Genomic DNA, 18,242 nt, shown 5'->3' with positions numbered 1-18,242 from the left:
TGCATAGCCTCCTAGTCTAATCTTCTGCTATCCAACTTCTTAATAATTTTGCAAATTCATCCGGCTTTTCTTTTGCCAGTTTCTCAAGTTGTTTTCTTTTTAACGATGCCTCTGTTTCCTTCTCTGTATTTAAATCTGGAACCTCGAATACGACTTCTTCTTCCTCTTCCTCCACGTATTCCTCTTCCATTTCTAATCGCCTTCTTGACCGGAAAAATAAGAATAATAGAATGATAATGACTAATAATAATATTCCACCTACAATGTAAACCCAAATGGGCACTGAAGTTCTCGTTCCATCTTCTGGAATTGTCATTTTTCCGTTAAAAGGTTGAACGGAAATCGCTATCTTCTTATTTAGCTCATCGTCTGTAAGTTCTTCCCCTTCAGCTTTTTTCTCAATTGTCGTACGGATTATTGTGCTAAGGATTCGTGTAATATCATCTACACTCTGCTGAGATAAGGAGTTTGGATCATCTGCCGTAGGAGGCTCGACCATTACCTGGATACCTAAATCCTTTACTTTGTATGGACTTTCCACTATTTCTTTCTTTATTCGGTTCACTTCACTATTTATTGTTTCATCAACTTTTTCATAATCACCGGATCCGTTTGTTCCCTCTTTATAACTAGATCCTAATGAATCAGAGGAGTCCTCACTTTGCGGAATGCCACCAGCCCCAGCTGCATCCCCACTATACGATTCATTGATTCTTTGCGCAGAAATCTCAATTCCTGCCATATTTTCTTCATCCACCGGTTCAACTATATTCTCTTCCCTGTTTTCCTGAGTGAAATCAATGTCTGTTGTGACAGAAACGACAACTTTATCTCTGCCCATTATTGTTCCTAGCATATTTTGTACTTGTCTTTGAATATCGCGTTCAATTTCTTTTTTTATTTCGTTTTGAGTAACAAAAGCAGACGCGAAATTAGAATTTTGATTTTCAAGGTCATAATACTCAAAATCTTGGTTCATAATGACGATATTATCTGTAGGCAGGTTCGGAACACTTTTTGATACAAGATGATAAAGTGAATTAATTTGATTTTCTTCAAATTTATAGCCGGATTTCGTATTCAAAACAATTGATGCTGACGCTTCACCTGCTGTATCACTTACAAAAACCCCTTTATCCGGAAGTGTAATCATCACACTCGCATCTTCAACCCCGTCAATCTTCTTTATTAAATTGGCTAGTTCCGTCTGCATCGAATCCAATTTAATAACATTGAATTCATTTTCGGTCATTCCGATACCAGCGCTCTGACTAAAAAATGAATAGTCGATGCTTCCTGAGTCCGGGATCCCTTCAGCTGCAAGCTCCACTTTAAGTGTATCCAACTTTTCTTCAGGAACTTTAATCGTTTTACCGTTGTCTGAAATTTCGTTCTTAATTCCTTGACTATCTAAATTCTCTTTAATACTCCCCGTTTCTGATGGCGTTAAATTAGAATATAAGGGTACCAGTGTTGTACGGGAGGCAAAAACCGAGACAACCATAATGACGATGATAATCAATGCGGTTGCACTAATCATGAGGACTTTTTGTTTTTTACTGCGACTAGTCCAGAAAGCAGTTATTTTATTTTTCAAATTCACTAGTACATCATTCATTTAAATCCCCCGGTCAGTCTATGAATTTATGAAAGGGGGAATCTTTTTCCCCCTGGCCATTTTTCTTTATATAATGAGGTTTAAAAAATGAATGCTATATACTCATTCTCATCATTTCCTGATAGGCTTCAACCACCTTATTCCGGACCTCTAGTGTAGCCTGCATTGTAACACTGGCTTTTTGTGAAGCAATCATCACTGAATGAAGCTCAACATCTTCACCGTTAACCAGTTTAGTTGTCAGATTGTCTGATGCAACTTGAGTTTCATTAACTTTATTCAACGATTCTTTTAATACGGACGCAAAATTCCGATGTGCTTCGTATGGTGTATTTGTATTACTCTGGTCATTTTTCAATACATTAAATGTATTGCTCCCTGCCGAAAGAGAAATCCCCTCCATATCTCCACTCCCCATTCAAGTTTATTTGCCGATTTCCAATGCTTTCATCATCATTCCCTTTGATGCATTCAAAACTGTCACATTTGCTTCGTATGATCGTGTGACACTCATTAAGTCGACCATCTCCCTAAGCGGATCGACGTTTGGCATTTCCACATATCCATCATCATTGGCATCGGGGTGTTCTGGATTATAATCCAACTCAAAAGGCGTTTCATCTTTTACTATTTCCGTAACCTTTACACCGTTTCCAATCCCGCTGTTTTTCCCAGTGGCTGCGTTTAAAAAGCTTGAAAAACTACCTTCCTTACTTTGTAGCACAACTGCTTTTCTCGAGTATGGTTTCCACTCCTTTGTTTCTGCATCATATTCCGCTCTGGTCGTATCTGCATTCGCCATATTGGAAGAAATCACATCCATCCTTAACCTTTGACTAGTTAGGCTTGAGCCAGTCGTATTTATACTTTGGAAAATCCCCATTACTTACCTCCCCTAATTACAGTTTCCAATGATTTGAATTTACCTGAAAGTCGATCGGATACTGCATTAAAATAAATTTGGTTTGCAGCAAGGTCAGTCATTTCTTTATCAATGTCCACACTATTTCCATTATTGTTGTATTGCACATTCCTCTGCGTCACGATTGAAGAGGATTCACCGCCCTCTGATTTAAAACTTAGGTGTCTTTCATCGGTACGGTATGATTGGATGGAAGATTCTAACTCTGCTTGAAACGACTGTTTTTTGGAGATATCTTTAGCTTTATAATTCGGTGTATCTGAATTCGCAATATTCTGTGAAATAATCTTTTGTTTTGTATTAGAATAATTCAGAGCGTTTTCAAGTGATTGAAAAGTATTTGAAAATAATTCCATATTATCGCTCACCTCTTTCCATTTTAAACAGATAATAACTTAAGAAATAAATTAACCCAACGTATTCATGGTTTAATTCTAAAGAAACATTATAACTATGTCCACAAACATTTTTAAGACTTTAGACCTATTATTGTCGAAAAATGTCACAATTTGCTCAAATTTACTGCTTTTTTTAGTATTATTCCAGTTCAATTATTACGATTTATTACATTTTACATACTTTTTCGACATTTTAGTCAAAATTTATCTCTAGTTCCTTATTTATCATACCGAAAAACGAATCTATATACCTGATACTTTAGAACTAATTTACAATATTTTTTCATAAGTGATTTTATACATCATTGCTTTTTTAGCCTTATTTTATAACGGTTTCTTTAAAATTCTATATTAATATTTTTTTAAAAAAAAATGAAAATTTTTAAAGTGAATTTATATTCGACAAATTCAGCATCTTATTTCATAATTAGGACTCTTAAAACCGCTACTAATATCAACAGATATTTTGTAACACTTTGATTAAGAAGGGAGGGAATTCATTACAAGTTATTTTTTACATTATCACTATAGTTATAGTAATATAATTACTCTTATTTTGAAGAATTTCACTATATTTCCAGTGACATCAGAATAATATCTAAATACTCACATTTCAAATTTAAATTCTCAATTCGAATTGCCTTTTTTTCTTGCATAACGCATTTTTCATACCGATTAGCTTTGAAGTTCTTGCTAGCTTGTCGTTCAAATTACACACAAAAAAGGCAGCCCTTTTTTAAGGACTGCCTTTTTCTTTGTTAGTTATTTTTCAGTTTTTCTAGTTCAAGAAGGAATTTATCATTCAATACTTTGATATACGTACCTTTCATACCAAGTGAACGTGATTCGATAACCCCTGCACTTTCTAACTTTCTCAACGCATTTACGATTACCGAACGAGTGATACCAACACGGTCTGCAATTTTCGATGCTACAAGTAGACCTTCATTACCTTTAAGCTCTTCAAAAATATGTTCAATAGCTTCTAATTCGCTATATGATAATGAGGAAATGGCCATTTGAACGACCGCTTTACTACGTGCTTCTTCCTCGATTTCTTCGGATTTTTCACGAAGGATTTCCATACCGACTACCGTTGCACCATATTCAGCTAAGATTAAGTCGTCATCGTGGAATTTCTCTTGTAAACGAGCAAGAACCAATGTTCCTAAACGTTCTCCTCCACCCATAATCGGTACGATCGTTGTTAATCCAGTTGCAAAAAGCTCTTTGTTTTCTACTGGGAAAGCAGTGTACTCACTTTCGATATCCAGGTTAGAAGATGTTTCTGGAATATTAAATAAGTTTTTAGTATACACTTCAGGGAATTGCTTATCTTCTAACATTTTGTACATACGTTCATTCTCGATTTGCTGACTTACTGCTATGCCGAGTAATTTTCCACGTCGACTGACGACGAACACATTTGCTTCGATAACTTCACTTAAGCTTTCTGCCATTTCTTTGAAGTTAACTGCTTTTCCTGCTGCTTTTTGGAGCATTGCATTAATTTTTCTTGTTTTTGCTAATAAGTTCATTTGATTTGTTCCTCCTAAAAATACCATGGTTCACAATAGACTATGAAGTTGTATTTCCGTAATTTTATGTTCATTGCATGGGCAAACATATTGCCATTTGTTTCATTCTTAAAGGATAAACTGGCTTAAATCTTTATTTCGGGCGATTGATCCCAGTTTTTCTTCGACATACTGAGGAGTGATTGTAATCTTCTCCATCGTGATTTCTGGAGCTTCAAACGACAAGTCTTCAAGAAGCCGTTCTAAAATAGTATGAAGTCGTCTTGCACCAATATTGTCTGTGTTCTGGTTTACCTCGAAGGCCACTTCAGCTATCTTACGAACAGCATCGTCAGAAAATTCAATTTCTATACCTTCAGTTTCTAACAAAGCTACATATTGTTTTAACAAAGCATTATCTGGTTCATGAAGAATCCGGACAAAGTCGTCTACAGTTAATTTGTTCAATTCTACACGGATCGGGAACCTTCCCTGTAATTCAGGAATAAGATCGGATGGTTTAGCCATATGGAAGGCTCCGGCCGCAATGAACAGCACATGATCCGTTTTAACCGAACCATATTTAGTCACAACTGTTGAACCCTCAACAATTGGTAGAATATCCCTTTGAACCCCTTCTCTCGACACATCCGCTGATGAACCCCCAGATTGCTTACTGGCGATTTTATCGATTTCATCGATGAAGATAATCCCGTTCTGCTCAGCACCGTACACAGCATCCGAAGTAACTTCATCCATATCAATCAATTTTGCCGCTTCTTCATTCGTTAAAACAATTCTCGCTTCACTGACCTTCAATTTGCGCTTCTTACTTTTCTTTGGCATCAAGCTTCCTAGCGCGTCTTGCATATTCATCCCCATTTGTTCCATTCCCGAACCTTGGAGCATATCAAACATTGAAGCGGCCTGTTCTTCCACTTCAACCGTGATCATTTCATTCTCTAACTCACCTTTAGCCAGTTTATCAGCTACAATGTTTCTTTTTTGCTGCAGATTTAAATCTTCGGAATTTTCATCCGGATCCTGCTCATCTTGATTGTTACTGCCTCCAAAAAAAACTTCAAGTGGATTCTTAAAATTGCTCTGTTTTTTTGTTGATGGCACTAATAATTCTATTAACCGGCGATTCGCATTTTCCTCTGCCCGTTCTTTTACGCTGGCCATCTTTTCTTCCTTCACGAGGCGGACAGATGTCTCTACCAAATCACGCACCATGGATTCTACATCCCGCCCGACATATCCAACTTCGGTAAATTTCGTTGCTTCAACTTTCACAAAAGGAGCACCAACCAATTTAGCCATTCTCCGAGCAATTTCTGTTTTCCCAACGCCGGTCGGTCCAATCATTAATATGTTTTTCGGAACGACTTCATCACGAAGTTGATCCGATAGAAGGGAACGGCGGTATCTATTCCGGAGAGCCACTGCCACTGCCCGTTTTGCCTCCCGCTGTCCCACGATATACTGATCCAGTTTTTCAACGATTTGCCTCGGTGTTAAATTAGCTTTTTTTGACATTATGCGCTCCTCCTTACAACTCTTCCACGATTATATTCGTATTCGTAAACACACAAATTTCCGCTGCAATTTGTAAAGATGATTGGGCGATTTCCTTGGCTGATAAATACTCACTAGAAAAACGCTTTAATGCCCTGCCGGCTGCCAGTGCATAATTTCCTCCTGATCCTATTGCAAGAATCCCGTCATCCGGTTCAATTACTTCTCCGGTACCAGAAACGAGAAGCAGATCATTTTTATCCATGACGATTAACATCGCTTCCAGCTTTCTCAGTACATTGTCACTTCGCCATTGCTTCGCCATTTCGACGGCAGCACGTTGAAGATTGCCATTATACTCTTCCAGCTTAGCTTCGAACATCTCAAATAAAGTGAATGCATCTGCAACCGAACCTGCAAAACCTGCAAGGACATTACCATTAAAGATCTTCCTTACTTTCCTTGCCGTATGCTTCATCACTACTGAATTTCCTAAAGTAACCTGCCCATCACCGGACATGGCACATTCACCTTTATGATGTACTGCAAATATCGTTGTCATAAAGAGTCCCCTTTCAACATTTAAGCTCGCGGATGTGATGCATTGTAGACTTTTTTTAATTGGTCTTTTGTAACATGCGTATACACTTGCGTTGATGAAATTTTTGAATGACCAAGCAATTCCTGTACTGTACGTATGTCCGCCCCATTATTTAATAGGTGTGTAGCAAAGGAATGCCTTAGCATATGGGGGTGAAGACTTCCCTCTGCGGCTGACTTTTTAATCAATTCATTTAAAATATAGCGAACTCCCCTAGCTGTCAGAGGGTCTCCACGAGAATTAACAAATAAATAAGCATGCGCCTTAGCGTCAGACGAAGTCATTTCCATCCTAGCTGTACGTATGTATAAATCTATCGCTTCCTGAGCATATCTTCCAACTGGAACGTAGCGATCTTTCTTCCCTTTTCCATGGACGAGTACTGTACCTAGAGACAAGTCGATATCCTGCAGTTTAACTTCACAGCACTCACTAACCCTAATGCCCGTAGCATACAGTAATTCCAATAGTGCAGTGTTCCTTATTCCTATCGGTGAATCTTTCTTTAAAGAAGAAAATAACTGATTCATTTCTTCCTCATAAAGAAAACGTGGCAGCTTTTGATCCTTTTTAGGTAAAGAAGCAAGAGAAAAAGGATTATCCTTCACATCACCTTCACGTAATAAAAATTTATAAAAGCTCCGCAGGCAAGATGTTTTTCTTGCCACAGTTCGCTTAGAAAGTTTTTTCTCATATAAATTCGTTAAAAACAACCGGACATCAAAGTATTCGACAGACGTGACATCGGTAATCCCTTGTTCATTCAGGAACAAAAAAAATTCGTGAATATCCCGTTTGTAATTTTCAATGGTGTAATGTGAACTGTTTTTTTCTATTTGTAAATATTCAATGAAGGATGATAATGCCTTATTTTGATTAATCATGGAAACACCTCGCAAAGGCTAATAAATAGTATCATACTTTAAAACAGCAGGCAAATATTTTACAAAGTTTTCACAAAGTTCTGAATTGTGTCTAAAGCGCGTTTAGCATGCATTTCATTCCGATCTTTCTTCGCTTTGATTCTTACTTCAAGGTCTGGAAGCAGGCCAAAGTTGGCATTCATCGGCTGAAAGCTCTTCCCATTTGTCGATGTAATGTACCTTGCCATACTACCCATTGTCGTTTCGGCAGGGAAAATGGCAGGCTCCAACCCTTGGATGATTCTCGCGGCATTGATACCCGCAACTAATCCTGATGCAGCTGACTCTACATATCCCTCGACACCCGTCATCTGACCGGCAAAGAATAAGTCATCGCGATTTTTGAACTGGTACGTAGGTTTTAGAACGTTAGGAGAGTTAATGAAAGTGTTGCGGTGCATTACTCCATAACGAACAATTTCAGCATTTTCCAATCCTGGTATAAGCTGCAGTACTTCTTTTTGCGGTCCCCATTTTAAATGTGTCTGAAAACCAACAATGTTGTAAAGAGTACCAGCTGCATCATCCTGTCGCAATTGGACTACAGCAAATGGTCGTTTTCCTGTTTTCGGATCTTCTAAACCAACTGGCTTCAATGGTCCGAATAACATCGTTTTCTTCCCACGTGATGCCATCACTTCAATTGGCATACACCCTTCGAAAAAGATTTCTTTTTCAAATTCTTTAAGAGGAACAGTTTCAGCAGAAATCAATGCTTCATAGAAACGATCAAACTCTTCTTCCGTCATCGGACAATTCAAATAGGCTGCTTCCCCTTTATCATAACGGGATTTTAAATAAACCTTATCCATATTGATGCTTTCTTTTTCAAGAATTGGAGCAGCAGCATCATAGAAATATAAGTATTCTTCATCCATAATCTGCTTTAAGCTGTCAGATAGAGACTGACTTGTAAGCGGACCAGTGGCAATGACAGTAGGACCTTCAGGAATTTCTGTCACTTCTTCATTAATGACAGTAACATTTGGATGATTTTTCACCTTTTCCGTAACAAGACTGGCAAATTCATGACGATCGACAGCAAGTGCACCTCCGGCAGGAACAGCACAGGCGTCTGCTGCAGATATGATAACAGAATCCAAAATCCGCATTTCTTCTTTTAAAACACCTACAGCATTTGTTAAGGTATTTGCCCGAAGTGAATTGGAACAAACAAGTTCAGCGAATTTGTCGGTATGATGTGCTGGTGTTTGTTTTACAGGACGCATTTCGTATAAATCTACTTTAATTCCTCTTTTAGCTAATTGCCACGCCGCTTCACTTCCTGCAAGCCCAGCGCCGATTACACTTACTTTTGCTTCTTTCATTTTTCGAACCTCCATGTATAGATATGATAAGACAGGATCATTTATCATTAAAATTGCTTTTATAAAAGACTTCATTTTTAACGATATGTATGTATTTTACCCATAAAATACTCGTTCCTGCTGACAACAATTATAAACCCTATGCCATCAATCCTGCATTCTTCCTACAACCCAAGTTTCCTAAGATGGATAACGGACACAAAGAGGAATTATATCTTTAAGTTAATACACTTGTCCACTGAATTTTACATTACATGACCCAAATAAAAAAGTTTCAGGCTTTATCCAATTTCTTCTTGGAAATAAAATCCTCTTATTATGATGATAGCACACATCCATGAACATAAAGAAACTCGGCAGATGCCGAGTCCACATTTTATTCTGAGTTTCTCAATTGAACCTAGAAATATGGGAGTAATTAGTCCACCTTTTCTAAGCTTGAGGTGTTTCTTTGAAATCACAATCCATACACTGTACCTGCACGCCTTTTTTGAGTTTTTTCTCAACTAGCGTACCTTCACATTTTGGACAACTACGAGGTAGAGGTTTGTCCCATGAAATGAAGTCACATCCTGGATAAGTATCACAACCGTAGAACAGTCGGCGTTTTTTACTTTTTCGCTCAATGATGTTGCCTTCTTTACATTTCGGACATTTCACTCCGATTTCTTTAACGATTGGTTTTGTATTACGGCAATCCGGGAAATTACTGCAAGCCATAAACTTTCCATATCGACCCATTTTAAAGACCATTTCATGTCCGCATTCTACGCAATCTTCCCCTGCAGGCTCATCCTTGATTTCAATTTTCTCCATTTCGACTTCCGCTTTAGCCAAATGAATAGCGAAATCTTTGTAAAACTCATCAATGACCTTAATCCATTCAACGCTTCCTTCTTCGACACTATCAAATTCCTGTTCCATCTTGGCAGTGAATTCTGCATCTAGAATATCCGGAAAGAATTCACGTATCAATTCAAGGACAATTTCACCAAGCTCAGTCGGGATAAATCGCTTATTATCAAGCGTAACATAGCCACGTTTTTGAATCGTATCCAATGTAGGAGCATATGTAGACGGCCGGCCTATGCCTAGTTCCTCTAGTGTTTTGACAAGACGCGCCTCTGTATAGCGTGGCGGTGGCTGTGTGAAATGCTGCTTCGGTTCGACATCTTTTGAAAAGAATTGATCTCCTTTTTTTACATCTGGAAGGGCATTTTCCTTTTCTTCCACTGAGTCATCCGAACCTTCAACATATACCTTCATGAAACCTGGAAATTTAATTTTAGAACCATTTGCCCGGAAAATGACATCACCGTTGTGAAGGTCAATGCTCATTGTATCCATTACAGCCGAAGACATTTGACTTGAAACAAAGCGTTCCCAAATTAATTTATATAAACGGAATTGATCTCTAGATAAAAACTCCTTCACTAAACTTGGTTCACGTAATGTGCTTGTCGGTCTAACCGCTTCATGCGCGTCCTGAGCATTTGTCTGTTTTTTCTCCTTGCGCTGTTCAACCTGAACATAATCATCACCATAACTGTTTTGAATAAAGCTATGGGCTTCCTGCTTGGCAATATCCGAAATCCGGGTCGAATCCGTTCTCATATAAGTGATTAGCCCGACTGTACCTTCTTTTCCGAGCTCAATTCCTTCATAAAGCTGCTGAGCAAGCATCATGGTTTTCTTGGCACGGAAATTTAATTTCCGCGCGGCTTCTTGTTGCAAGGAAGAAGTCGTAAAAGGTGCAGCTGGATTACGCTTTCTTTCCTTTTTCGTCACGGTACCAATGGTGAATTCGCCGCCGCTTAAAGAAGCAAGTACTTTCTTGACATCTTCTTCCGTGTTTAATTCTTTCCGTTCACCACCAAGGCTGAAAAAGGAACCTTCAAACTGTTCATTTCCTTTAACAAAATCTGCCCTGATTGTCCAATACTCTTCCGGTACAAAGTCTTTGATTTCTTTCTCTCGGTCAATAATCATCCGAACAGCAACCGATTGAACTCGTCCTGCACTTAAGCCTTTTTTCACTTTTTTCCACAAAAGCGGGCTGATATTGTATCCGACCAAACGATCCAATATTCTCCTTGCCTGCTGTGCATCAACCAACTTCATATTAATGGGTCTTGGTGATTTAAATGATTCTTTGATCGCTTCCTTCGTAATCTCATTGAATACCACACGGCAATCTGAATTAATGTCGACATCGAGACTGTGAGCTAAATGCCAGGCAATCGCTTCACCTTCTCTGTCGGGGTCAGCTGCGAGATAGATTTTTTTTGCTTTTTTTGCAGCTGTTTTCAATTCTTTTAGAACCGGTCCTTTGCCGCGGATAGTTATATATTTAGGCTCATATTCATTTTCAACATCGACACCCATTTGGCTTTTAGGCAAATCGCGTACATGCCCCATGGAAGCCTTTACTTTATATTTTTTTCCTAAGTAACGTTCAATTGTTTTCGCCTTTGCGGGCGATTCCACAATCACTAAATATTCTGACATCCAATAAATCCTCCTCAAAGAGGTAATATAAATCTTCACTATTATTAATCATTCAAATTTCATTTGTCAACACCTCTTTATTTTTCAAAGCATGCTGATTTATTTAATTTTAGGTATTTTAACAAGAGGTGTCATTTGCAAAACTTATAACAGTTTTACAATATTTTCAACCTTTTTGACTAAAATTTCAACCTATTCATCTAAAAAAGCATCTTTTTTGCTATTTCCCCTTCAATTTTTCCGTATATCTTCTATATTATATTGTTCAAAATTCTTCCTCAATCTGTAACGAACTCAAAACAAGTTTGGCTCCATCTTGAATTAATTGATTGGCCCCTAATGATTCTGGGCTTAATACGTTACCTGGAAGTGCAAATACCTCTCTGCCATGATCAAGAGCTGCCTGTGCAGTTATTAGGGAACCGCTCTTTTCTTTAGCTTCTACCACAAATACTCCCTTGGATAATCCACTAATAATACGATTGCGCAGCGGAAACATCCAAGGTTCCGCCCTCATCGCCGGTGGAGTCTCAGAAAGCAATAACCCTTTATTGCTTATTTCTCTTGCAAGCGGGATATTAGATTTTGGATAAATTTGCAAAAGTCCCCCGCCCAAAACTCCAATCGTATTTCCACCTTTATCCAATGTGACTTTGTGTGCAGCCGCATCGATTCCAGCTGCCACTCCACTGATGATGACAAAGTTTTTCTGCACAAGTGGCGGTAAAATCGTTTTTAAGGCCTCCAGTCCATACCAGGTTGGCTTACGTGTTCCAACGACACCTAGAGTACTCTTCTTCTCTAGAAGCTGTTTATCGCCTTTAAAATAAAGCACCCACGGGGGATCAAATATCTGCTTCAGCAAAAACGGGTAATCTTCATCAAACATAGTTAGACATTTAATTTGGTTAAATTCGTATTGCTTTACCTTTTTAATCGTATTAAGAGAATGTAAATCTTTCAGAAAGAGATTTAATTTATTTGAAGGTATAGGAAGGATTTCAGCCCATTCGGTGTACGTGGTTGTGAAAAGAGAAGAAAGGGATGGATTATAGGCCAGAATTGTTTGGATCGTTTTCCATCCTGCTCCACGGCAATGATGGAGGTGGATTAATTTTTCTTTCCTGTTCAATTAGAAGCACCCCTAATCGGAAATTTTTAAAAGAAGATTAATTGCGGTTGTTAAGATGTGTTTCGGGGAGATTGAAGTGAAATAAAGACCGACCCAAAAAACAGGTCGGCCCATCTTAGATTAGTGTGTTTTGCAAGGTTCATACATGTCTTTTTCTTTAAGGACAGAAATCAAAGTTTCGCCCATAACGGATGGAGTCTCGGCTACTTTAATACCGCATTCATTCATAACGCGGATTTTCTCATCAGCTGTTCCCTTACCGCCTGAAATAATAGCACCAGCATGTCCCATACGTTTACCCGCTGGAGCCGTGCGGCCACCAATAAACCCGACAACTGGCTTCGTCATATTTTCTTTCACCCAGATTGCTGCTTCTTCTTCTGCTGTGCCACCGATTTCCCCAATCATGATCACCGCATGAGTTTCTGGATCTTCATTGAATGCCTTAAGTACATCAATAAAATCAGTTCCGTTAACAGGATCCCCACCGATACCGACAGCGGATGATTGTCCGATGCCTGCTTGTGATAATTGGTGAACGGCTTCATACGTCAAAGTTCCAGAACGAGAAACCACGCCTACATGACCTTTTTTATGGATATACCCTGGCATAATACCAATCTTACACTCTTCCGGACTAATAACACCCGGACAGTTTGGTCCAATTAAACGAGTTTTTTTGCCTTGCATATATCGCTTCACCTTAACCATGTCAAGGACAGGAATGTGCTCCGTGATACAAATTACAAGATCAAGTTCTGCATCAACCGCTTCAAGAATGGCATCTGCTGCAAATGGAGCAGGTACGTAGATAACAGATGCATTTGCTCCGGTTTCAGTGACAGCTTCGGAAACTGTATTAAATACAGGTACCCCTTCCGCTTCTGTTCCACCTTTACCCGGAGTTACTCCACCCACGATCTTCGTGCCGTATTCCAACATCTGTTTTGTATGAAATAATGCTGTTGAGCCAGTGATTCCCTGAACGATCACTTTCGTATCTTTATTAATATAAACGCTCATTATGTTCCCCCCTGCCTATTATCCTACAAGTGATACTATTTTTTGTGCTCCATCTGCCATTGATTCAGCAGCCGTAATATTTAAACCAGACTCTTTCAAAATCTTTTTCCCAAGATCCACATTCGTTCCTTCAAGACGGACCACAAGAGGGACATCCAAGCCTAGCTCTTTTGCAGCAGCTACGACACCTGTCGCGATGATGTCACACTTCATAATTCCTCCGAAGATATTTACAAAGATACCTTTTACTTTTTGATCAGATAGGATGATTTTGAAAGCCTCTTTAACTTTTTCCTCTGTAGCTCCGCCCCCAACGTCAAGGAAGTTAGCCGGGTCTCCCATATAGTGTTTAATGATGTCCATCGTTGCCATTGCAAGCCCCGCACCATTAACCATACAACCGATATTTCCGTCAAGCGATATGTAACTAAGACCGTGTTTGGATGCTTCAATTTCTTTAGCATCTTCTTCATCTAGATCACGGTACTCCGCAATGTCTTTATGGCGGTAAATCGCATTATCATCGAAATTCAATTTTGCATCTAGTGCCATTACATTGCCGTCGCCTGTCACAACTAATGGGTTGATTTCAGCAATTGAACAATCCTTTTCAACGAATGCTGTATATAAGTTGACCATCAGTTTAGACGCCTTATTTATTAGTGAAGCCGGAATGTTGATATTGAAAGCGATTCTTCGTGCCTGGAAGCCAGTTAAACCAACAACCGGATCGATCACTTCCTTGAAAATTTTCTCTGGAGTTTTTTCAGCAACTTCCTCAATTTCCGTTCCGCCTTCTTCAGAAGCCATCAATACCACACTATTTGTTGCACGGTCAAGGACCAGTCCAATATAATATTCCTTCGTAATGTCGCAGCCTTCTTCAATAAGTAAACGCTTAACTTCTTTACCTGAAGGTCCTGTTTGATGGGTCACCAGCGTTTTACCAAGAATCTCTTCTGCATATGTACGCGCTTCGTCAAGATTCTTTGCTACCTTAACTCCGCCGGCTTTCCCGCGGCCGCCCGCATGAATTTGAGCTTTGACGACAACAACATCTGTACCTAACTCCTTCGCTGCTTCTACTGCTTCATCAACAGTAAAGGCAACCCGGCCATTCGGAACAGATACCCCGTATTGTCTCAAAATCTCTTTCCCCTGATACTCATGGATATTCATTTCCCATCCTCCTTATCTACTAAAAACCAACTACCAAAAAACAACATTTATATTTAATGCGTGTTTTCTCTATCATATTACAACAAAATTCTCCTTCGTGCATGATTTTCTTTCGTAATATTTTAAAAAAATTATTACAATATACTTCTAGGTCGGTGTATAAAATGGAAAAAACATAGTCCATTAATATGTTTATTTTTTAAAAATAGTATTTATCCCGGTCCGAAATCTCCATTCTAAAAATAGCCATTCCATTTTTCATTTAGTATAAACACTTTGTTTACAAGCCTTTTTTCATCATTTTTTTCATCTATCTTTTTCTGAAACATTATAGTTATCTTTCTAAAAAATTTTAAATTTTCAGAAAAAGAAAAAGGACAAAACCGTAGCTTTATCCTTTTTCTGATAGTTTAGTATGTTTTTAATATAATAAAAATTTTTAAGTGCATTTCCTAAAATTCTACATAAACCAACCATAAATTCACATAAATCAACCCAAATAATTTGAATCTTACCGATTCAAGTCCCGGTCAACTTTATAAACAAACGCAAATACCTCTGCAACCGCTTCATACAATTCTTCCGGAATCGTTTGATTAATATCCAATTGCCCCAAAAGGGAGATTAACGACTCATCTTTTTGAACAGGGATATTCAGTTTCATTGCTTTATCTAGAATCTTTTCTGCAGTTTTACCTTTCCCCTTTGCCAAGATGACAGGGGATTTCGAAATCTCCGGGTCATATTTTAAAGCGATCGCTTCTTTTCGTTTTTCATTCGTCATATCCGAATATCCACCCCACTATATGATTCTTTTTCTGAAAAAAGGGCGGATTTAAATTTCGTGTCAGTATTTTTTTTGCTCACTGGATTTTCAAATAAAACTCCGGATAATCTGTAATCCATTTTTTCCAGATTCGCCTTCAACAGTGTAAGATAATTGTCGGCGGCTGCTTCTATTGTTTTACTATACTCATTAATGACCGTCACTTTTATGACACGGTTTTGAACCTGCATGTCAATGAACGTTTCCTTAAGACGTTCTAACTCTAAATAAAACAGGATTCGACAATAATCGGGGTCTATCTTGCCATCTTTTTTTTTCCTTCCGCTCCATTGCAACGTTAAGTCCGTTTGAGAAGACCCAAGATTAAGAGGCAATGTAAGGAGTAAGTTCTGCAAGGGGCCCGTTTCCTGCGAAAAAACCTGTTGAGCAGTAATTCGATTCAAAATTTGTTCTGCCAGTTCCTTAACGGATGCCGGATTTTGCTCGTTCAGAAGTTTAAGTAGCAACGGTTTGAGGGTCTCTAAATCCTTTATTAAATCTTCCAAACCATCTCCAGGCATATTAGCAAGAGCATGTTCCAACTGTAGTCCAAGCATCTTCGTCCACTCTTTAAGTTGTTGCGCAACAGAGGCACCATTCGTGAAATCGATTGTTTGAAATTCAGTTTCCAGCACTTGTGTAAGCACTAGTTTCTCAGCATTCGTAACGGAGAGCGCCTCAGGACGTCGCTTAAGCGATTGAATCAACAGTTCTGTCACTTTCCCCTTCGACTCGGTAACTTTCTCTGTATCCTTATTTAAATGGGCTATTAGGTCATTTACCTCTATTTCGGCACCCGCTATTCTATTTCCGACTGATGCTTCTGCAAACGTACGCTCAAGCAAGCGGGAAGCAAGAGCGGACAGTTCTTCTGTAGAAATGGTTTTTTGCTGAATTGATTTCGTATCAGTAGACGTTTCTGCTTCTACATAATCAAGACCGTTCAATAACCGATTTAGACTATATTCGACCTTTTCAACTTTCCCCAACGTTCCATTTTTTGCATCAGATAGCAATTGCAGTCCCTGTTGTAGTTTATCAGTCACTGAGTTCTTAGTAGATCCTGATATTTCCGCCGATTCGACAACTAATTTCTCCAAAAAGCCAGCCTCAGTAATCCCCATTGGAATGAAACCAGTCTTTTGAAGCAGGGAGAATGCCCCGGTTTTCAATTCAGGTGATGCACTGGAATCGATCCAAGTGGTAACAAGTTTCTGTAGACCAGTTTGTTGAAGCTGATCCTGTTTAGCTACATGTAACGAGTCTAATACGCCTTTTAGTTTTACTGATGTTTCCGAATCACTGTCCTTTAATTGTTGCTGCAGGCCACTGAGCAATTTGTGAAAAGGTTCGCCTTTTGCTTGTGCTAACAACGCTACAAATACTTCTTCAACAAAAGGTAATTGCTGAAGGAACATTCTTTTGATGATAGACAGGCCATATTCTTTTGCATCAGCAGTTTTTACCCATTGCAAAGCAGACATAAAAGTATCCTTTGTAATTGGGAGTTGATTTTTCAGTAAATACTCGGCAAGGCTGGCTGCCTCCGGTTCTGGAGATATGCCAAGATGAGAGAGCAATTGTGCAGCCGCTCCTTTTAAACTAGAAAAGTTCACATTCGGAGAATCCAGTACTTTTAACACAACCTTCCCCTCATTTGGCTGCTGTACTTGAAACCAATACATTTCTCCAGCCTGAAGTGGGATATCGAGTGTGGCAATCATTTTTTGATGGCCAATCTGCACTTCCGTTATTTGGTTAGGATAAATCCTATTCACTTTTCCGAAAAGGATTTGTCCGTTTTTCAAACTCGTACTTCCCTTTATTTCAATGGGTGACGACACGGATTGACCGCTTGTTATCGATTGCATCTCTCTCGCCCTCTCTCTTAATCGTTCGTTCGTGCGGCGATTTCCTTTACAGGTGCAAAACTCCTCCTATGCCAAGGTGTAAGCCCGTGATTATCGAGTGCTTCTAAATGTTGTTTAGTCCCGTACCCCATATGCTTTTCAAATCCGTATTCTGGATACGCTTCCCCATATCCCTTCATCATCCTGTCACGTGTCACCTTAGCGATAATAGAGGCAGCAGAGATAGAAATACTTCTTGCATCTCCCTTTATGAGTGAAAGTTGAGGAATCGGCACTTCAAGTTCCATCGCATCAATCAGCAAATGATCCGGGAGTTCTGAAAGATTGTTCACCGCCGCAATCATGGCTTTTTTCGTAGCTTGATATATATTGATTTCATCAATTTCTTCGCTATGTACAATGCCCACCCCGATGGATACAGCTTCCTTTAAGATAGTCTCATAAAATAGTTCCCTCTTTGACTCAGGAATTTTCTTAGAATCATTTAGCCCTGGTAGATAAAAAGATTCAGGTAAAATAACTGCACTAGTCACAACCGGTCCCGCTAGCGGCCCTCTTCCTACTTCATCGATACCGGCAAGAACTGAAAATCCCTGTTTTCGCAACTCCCGTTCAAACTCCGTCATTTTCATAAAATTATTCTTTACCTGTAGCTCTTTTTCATAGGCTCTTTGCCATTTACTTACTAAGTCTGTTACTCCTTTTCGTCCATCCTCCTGGCATTCTTTTAAGAACGAATCTTCTGGCTCGCTTACTGTTTTTAATTTTGAAGAGATTTCTTTTATACTCATGGCAGTTTTCATCATTTATCACCTATCATTTTAATTATCGGCAGTCTTGTTTCATTTCTACAGCTTAAACAAAAATACGGAGCGGAA

At 38.9% G+C, this 18,242-nt stretch carries 16 protein-coding genes; all 16 read right to left on the bottom strand.

Annotation, left to right across the window (positions count from 1 at the left end):
• Nucleotides 1-16: 16 nt before the first annotated feature.
• Nucleotides 17-1,618 carry a flagellar basal-body MS-ring/collar protein FliF gene (gene fliF, locus RE409_RS08775; RefSeq protein ID WP_201221420.1) on the bottom strand — a complete coding sequence of 534 codons (1,602 nt, stop codon included), beginning with the start codon at nt 1,616-1,618 and terminating at the stop codon, nt 17-19.
• Between the two features lie 94 nt (nt 1,619-1,712).
• Entirely contained in the window at nt 1,713-2,021 is a 309-nt protein-coding gene (gene fliE, locus RE409_RS08770; protein ID WP_201183374.1) for a flagellar hook-basal body complex protein FliE, read from the bottom strand.
• Between the two features lie 21 nt (nt 2,022-2,042).
• Nucleotides 2,043-2,501: a flagellar basal body rod protein FlgC gene (gene flgC, locus RE409_RS08765; protein ID WP_056526749.1), complete on the bottom strand. Its 459-nt coding sequence runs from the start codon at nt 2,499-2,501 to the stop codon at nt 2,043-2,045.
• A complete protein-coding gene (gene flgB / locus RE409_RS08760; protein WP_201181449.1) occupies nt 2,501-2,896 on the bottom strand; it encodes a flagellar basal body rod protein FlgB in 396 nt (131 codons plus the stop codon). Before flgB ends, flgC begins: the two co-directional genes overlap by 1 nt.
• Before the next feature lie 800 nt (nt 2,897-3,696).
• Complete coding sequence (codY, locus tag RE409_RS08755; RefSeq protein WP_053345318.1) at nt 3,697-4,476, bottom strand: GTP-sensing pleiotropic transcriptional regulator CodY; 780 nt, start codon at nt 4,474-4,476, stop codon at nt 3,697-3,699.
• Between the two features lie 108 nt (nt 4,477-4,584).
• Complete coding sequence (gene hslU, locus RE409_RS08750) at nt 4,585-5,994, bottom strand: ATP-dependent protease ATPase subunit HslU (RefSeq protein ID WP_056526744.1); 1,410 nt, start codon at nt 5,992-5,994, stop codon at nt 4,585-4,587.
• Between the two features lie 13 nt (nt 5,995-6,007).
• Nucleotides 6,008-6,535 carry an HslVU peptidase proteolytic subunit gene (gene hslV, locus RE409_RS08745; RefSeq protein ID WP_056526739.1) on the bottom strand — a complete coding sequence of 176 codons (528 nt, stop codon included), beginning with the start codon at nt 6,533-6,535 and terminating at the stop codon, nt 6,008-6,010.
• A gap of 20 nt (nt 6,536-6,555) precedes the next feature.
• Nucleotides 6,556-7,458, bottom strand: coding sequence for a tyrosine recombinase XerC (xerC, locus tag RE409_RS08740; RefSeq protein ID WP_201249818.1), 903 nt, complete (start codon nt 7,456-7,458; stop codon nt 6,556-6,558).
• 59 nt (nt 7,459-7,517) lie between these two features.
• A complete protein-coding gene (gene trmFO / locus RE409_RS08735) occupies nt 7,518-8,840 on the bottom strand; it encodes an FADH(2)-oxidizing methylenetetrahydrofolate--tRNA-(uracil(54)-C(5))-methyltransferase TrmFO (protein WP_328114025.1) in 1,323 nt (440 codons plus the stop codon).
• 417 nt (nt 8,841-9,257) lie between these two features.
• Nucleotides 9,258-11,333 carry a type I DNA topoisomerase gene (topA, locus tag RE409_RS08730; RefSeq protein ID WP_053345313.1) on the bottom strand — a complete coding sequence of 692 codons (2,076 nt, stop codon included), beginning with the start codon at nt 11,331-11,333 and terminating at the stop codon, nt 9,258-9,260.
• A gap of 265 nt (nt 11,334-11,598) precedes the next feature.
• A complete protein-coding gene (gene dprA, locus RE409_RS08725) occupies nt 11,599-12,465 on the bottom strand; it encodes a DNA-processing protein DprA (RefSeq protein ID WP_201181451.1) in 867 nt (288 codons plus the stop codon).
• Nucleotides 12,466-12,585: 120 nt separating this feature from the next.
• A complete protein-coding gene (gene sucD, locus RE409_RS08720) occupies nt 12,586-13,488 on the bottom strand; it encodes a succinate--CoA ligase subunit alpha (protein ID WP_053345311.1) in 903 nt (300 codons plus the stop codon).
• Nucleotides 13,489-13,506: 18 nt separating this feature from the next.
• On the bottom strand, nt 13,507-14,667 hold the full coding sequence (gene sucC / locus RE409_RS08715) for an ADP-forming succinate--CoA ligase subunit beta (protein ID WP_053345310.1): 1,161 nt from the start codon (nt 14,665-14,667) through the stop codon (nt 13,507-13,509).
• Nucleotides 14,668-15,178: 511 nt separating this feature from the next.
• Entirely contained in the window at nt 15,179-15,451 is a 273-nt protein-coding gene (locus tag RE409_RS08710; protein ID WP_201181453.1) for an EscU/YscU/HrcU family type III secretion system export apparatus switch protein, read from the bottom strand.
• Complete coding sequence (locus RE409_RS08705; protein ID WP_309558823.1) at nt 15,448-17,364, bottom strand: hypothetical protein; 1,917 nt, start codon at nt 17,362-17,364, stop codon at nt 15,448-15,450. Before RE409_RS08705 ends, RE409_RS08710 begins: the two co-directional genes overlap by 4 nt.
• Before the next feature lie 17 nt (nt 17,365-17,381).
• Nucleotides 17,382-18,167 (bottom strand): ribonuclease HII, encoded by a 786-nt coding sequence (locus RE409_RS08700; protein ID WP_116821772.1) that lies wholly within the window; start codon nt 18,165-18,167, stop codon nt 17,382-17,384.
• Nucleotides 18,168-18,242 lie beyond the last annotated feature (75 nt).

This window comes from Peribacillus sp. R9-11, from assembly GCF_031345095.1.
GTDB classification, from domain to species: Bacteria; Bacillota; Bacilli; order Bacillales; family DSM-1321; genus Peribacillus; species Peribacillus butanolivorans.
Note: the sequence above shows the minus strand (reverse complement) of the source record. Positions and strands in the feature narration are given on the sequence as shown.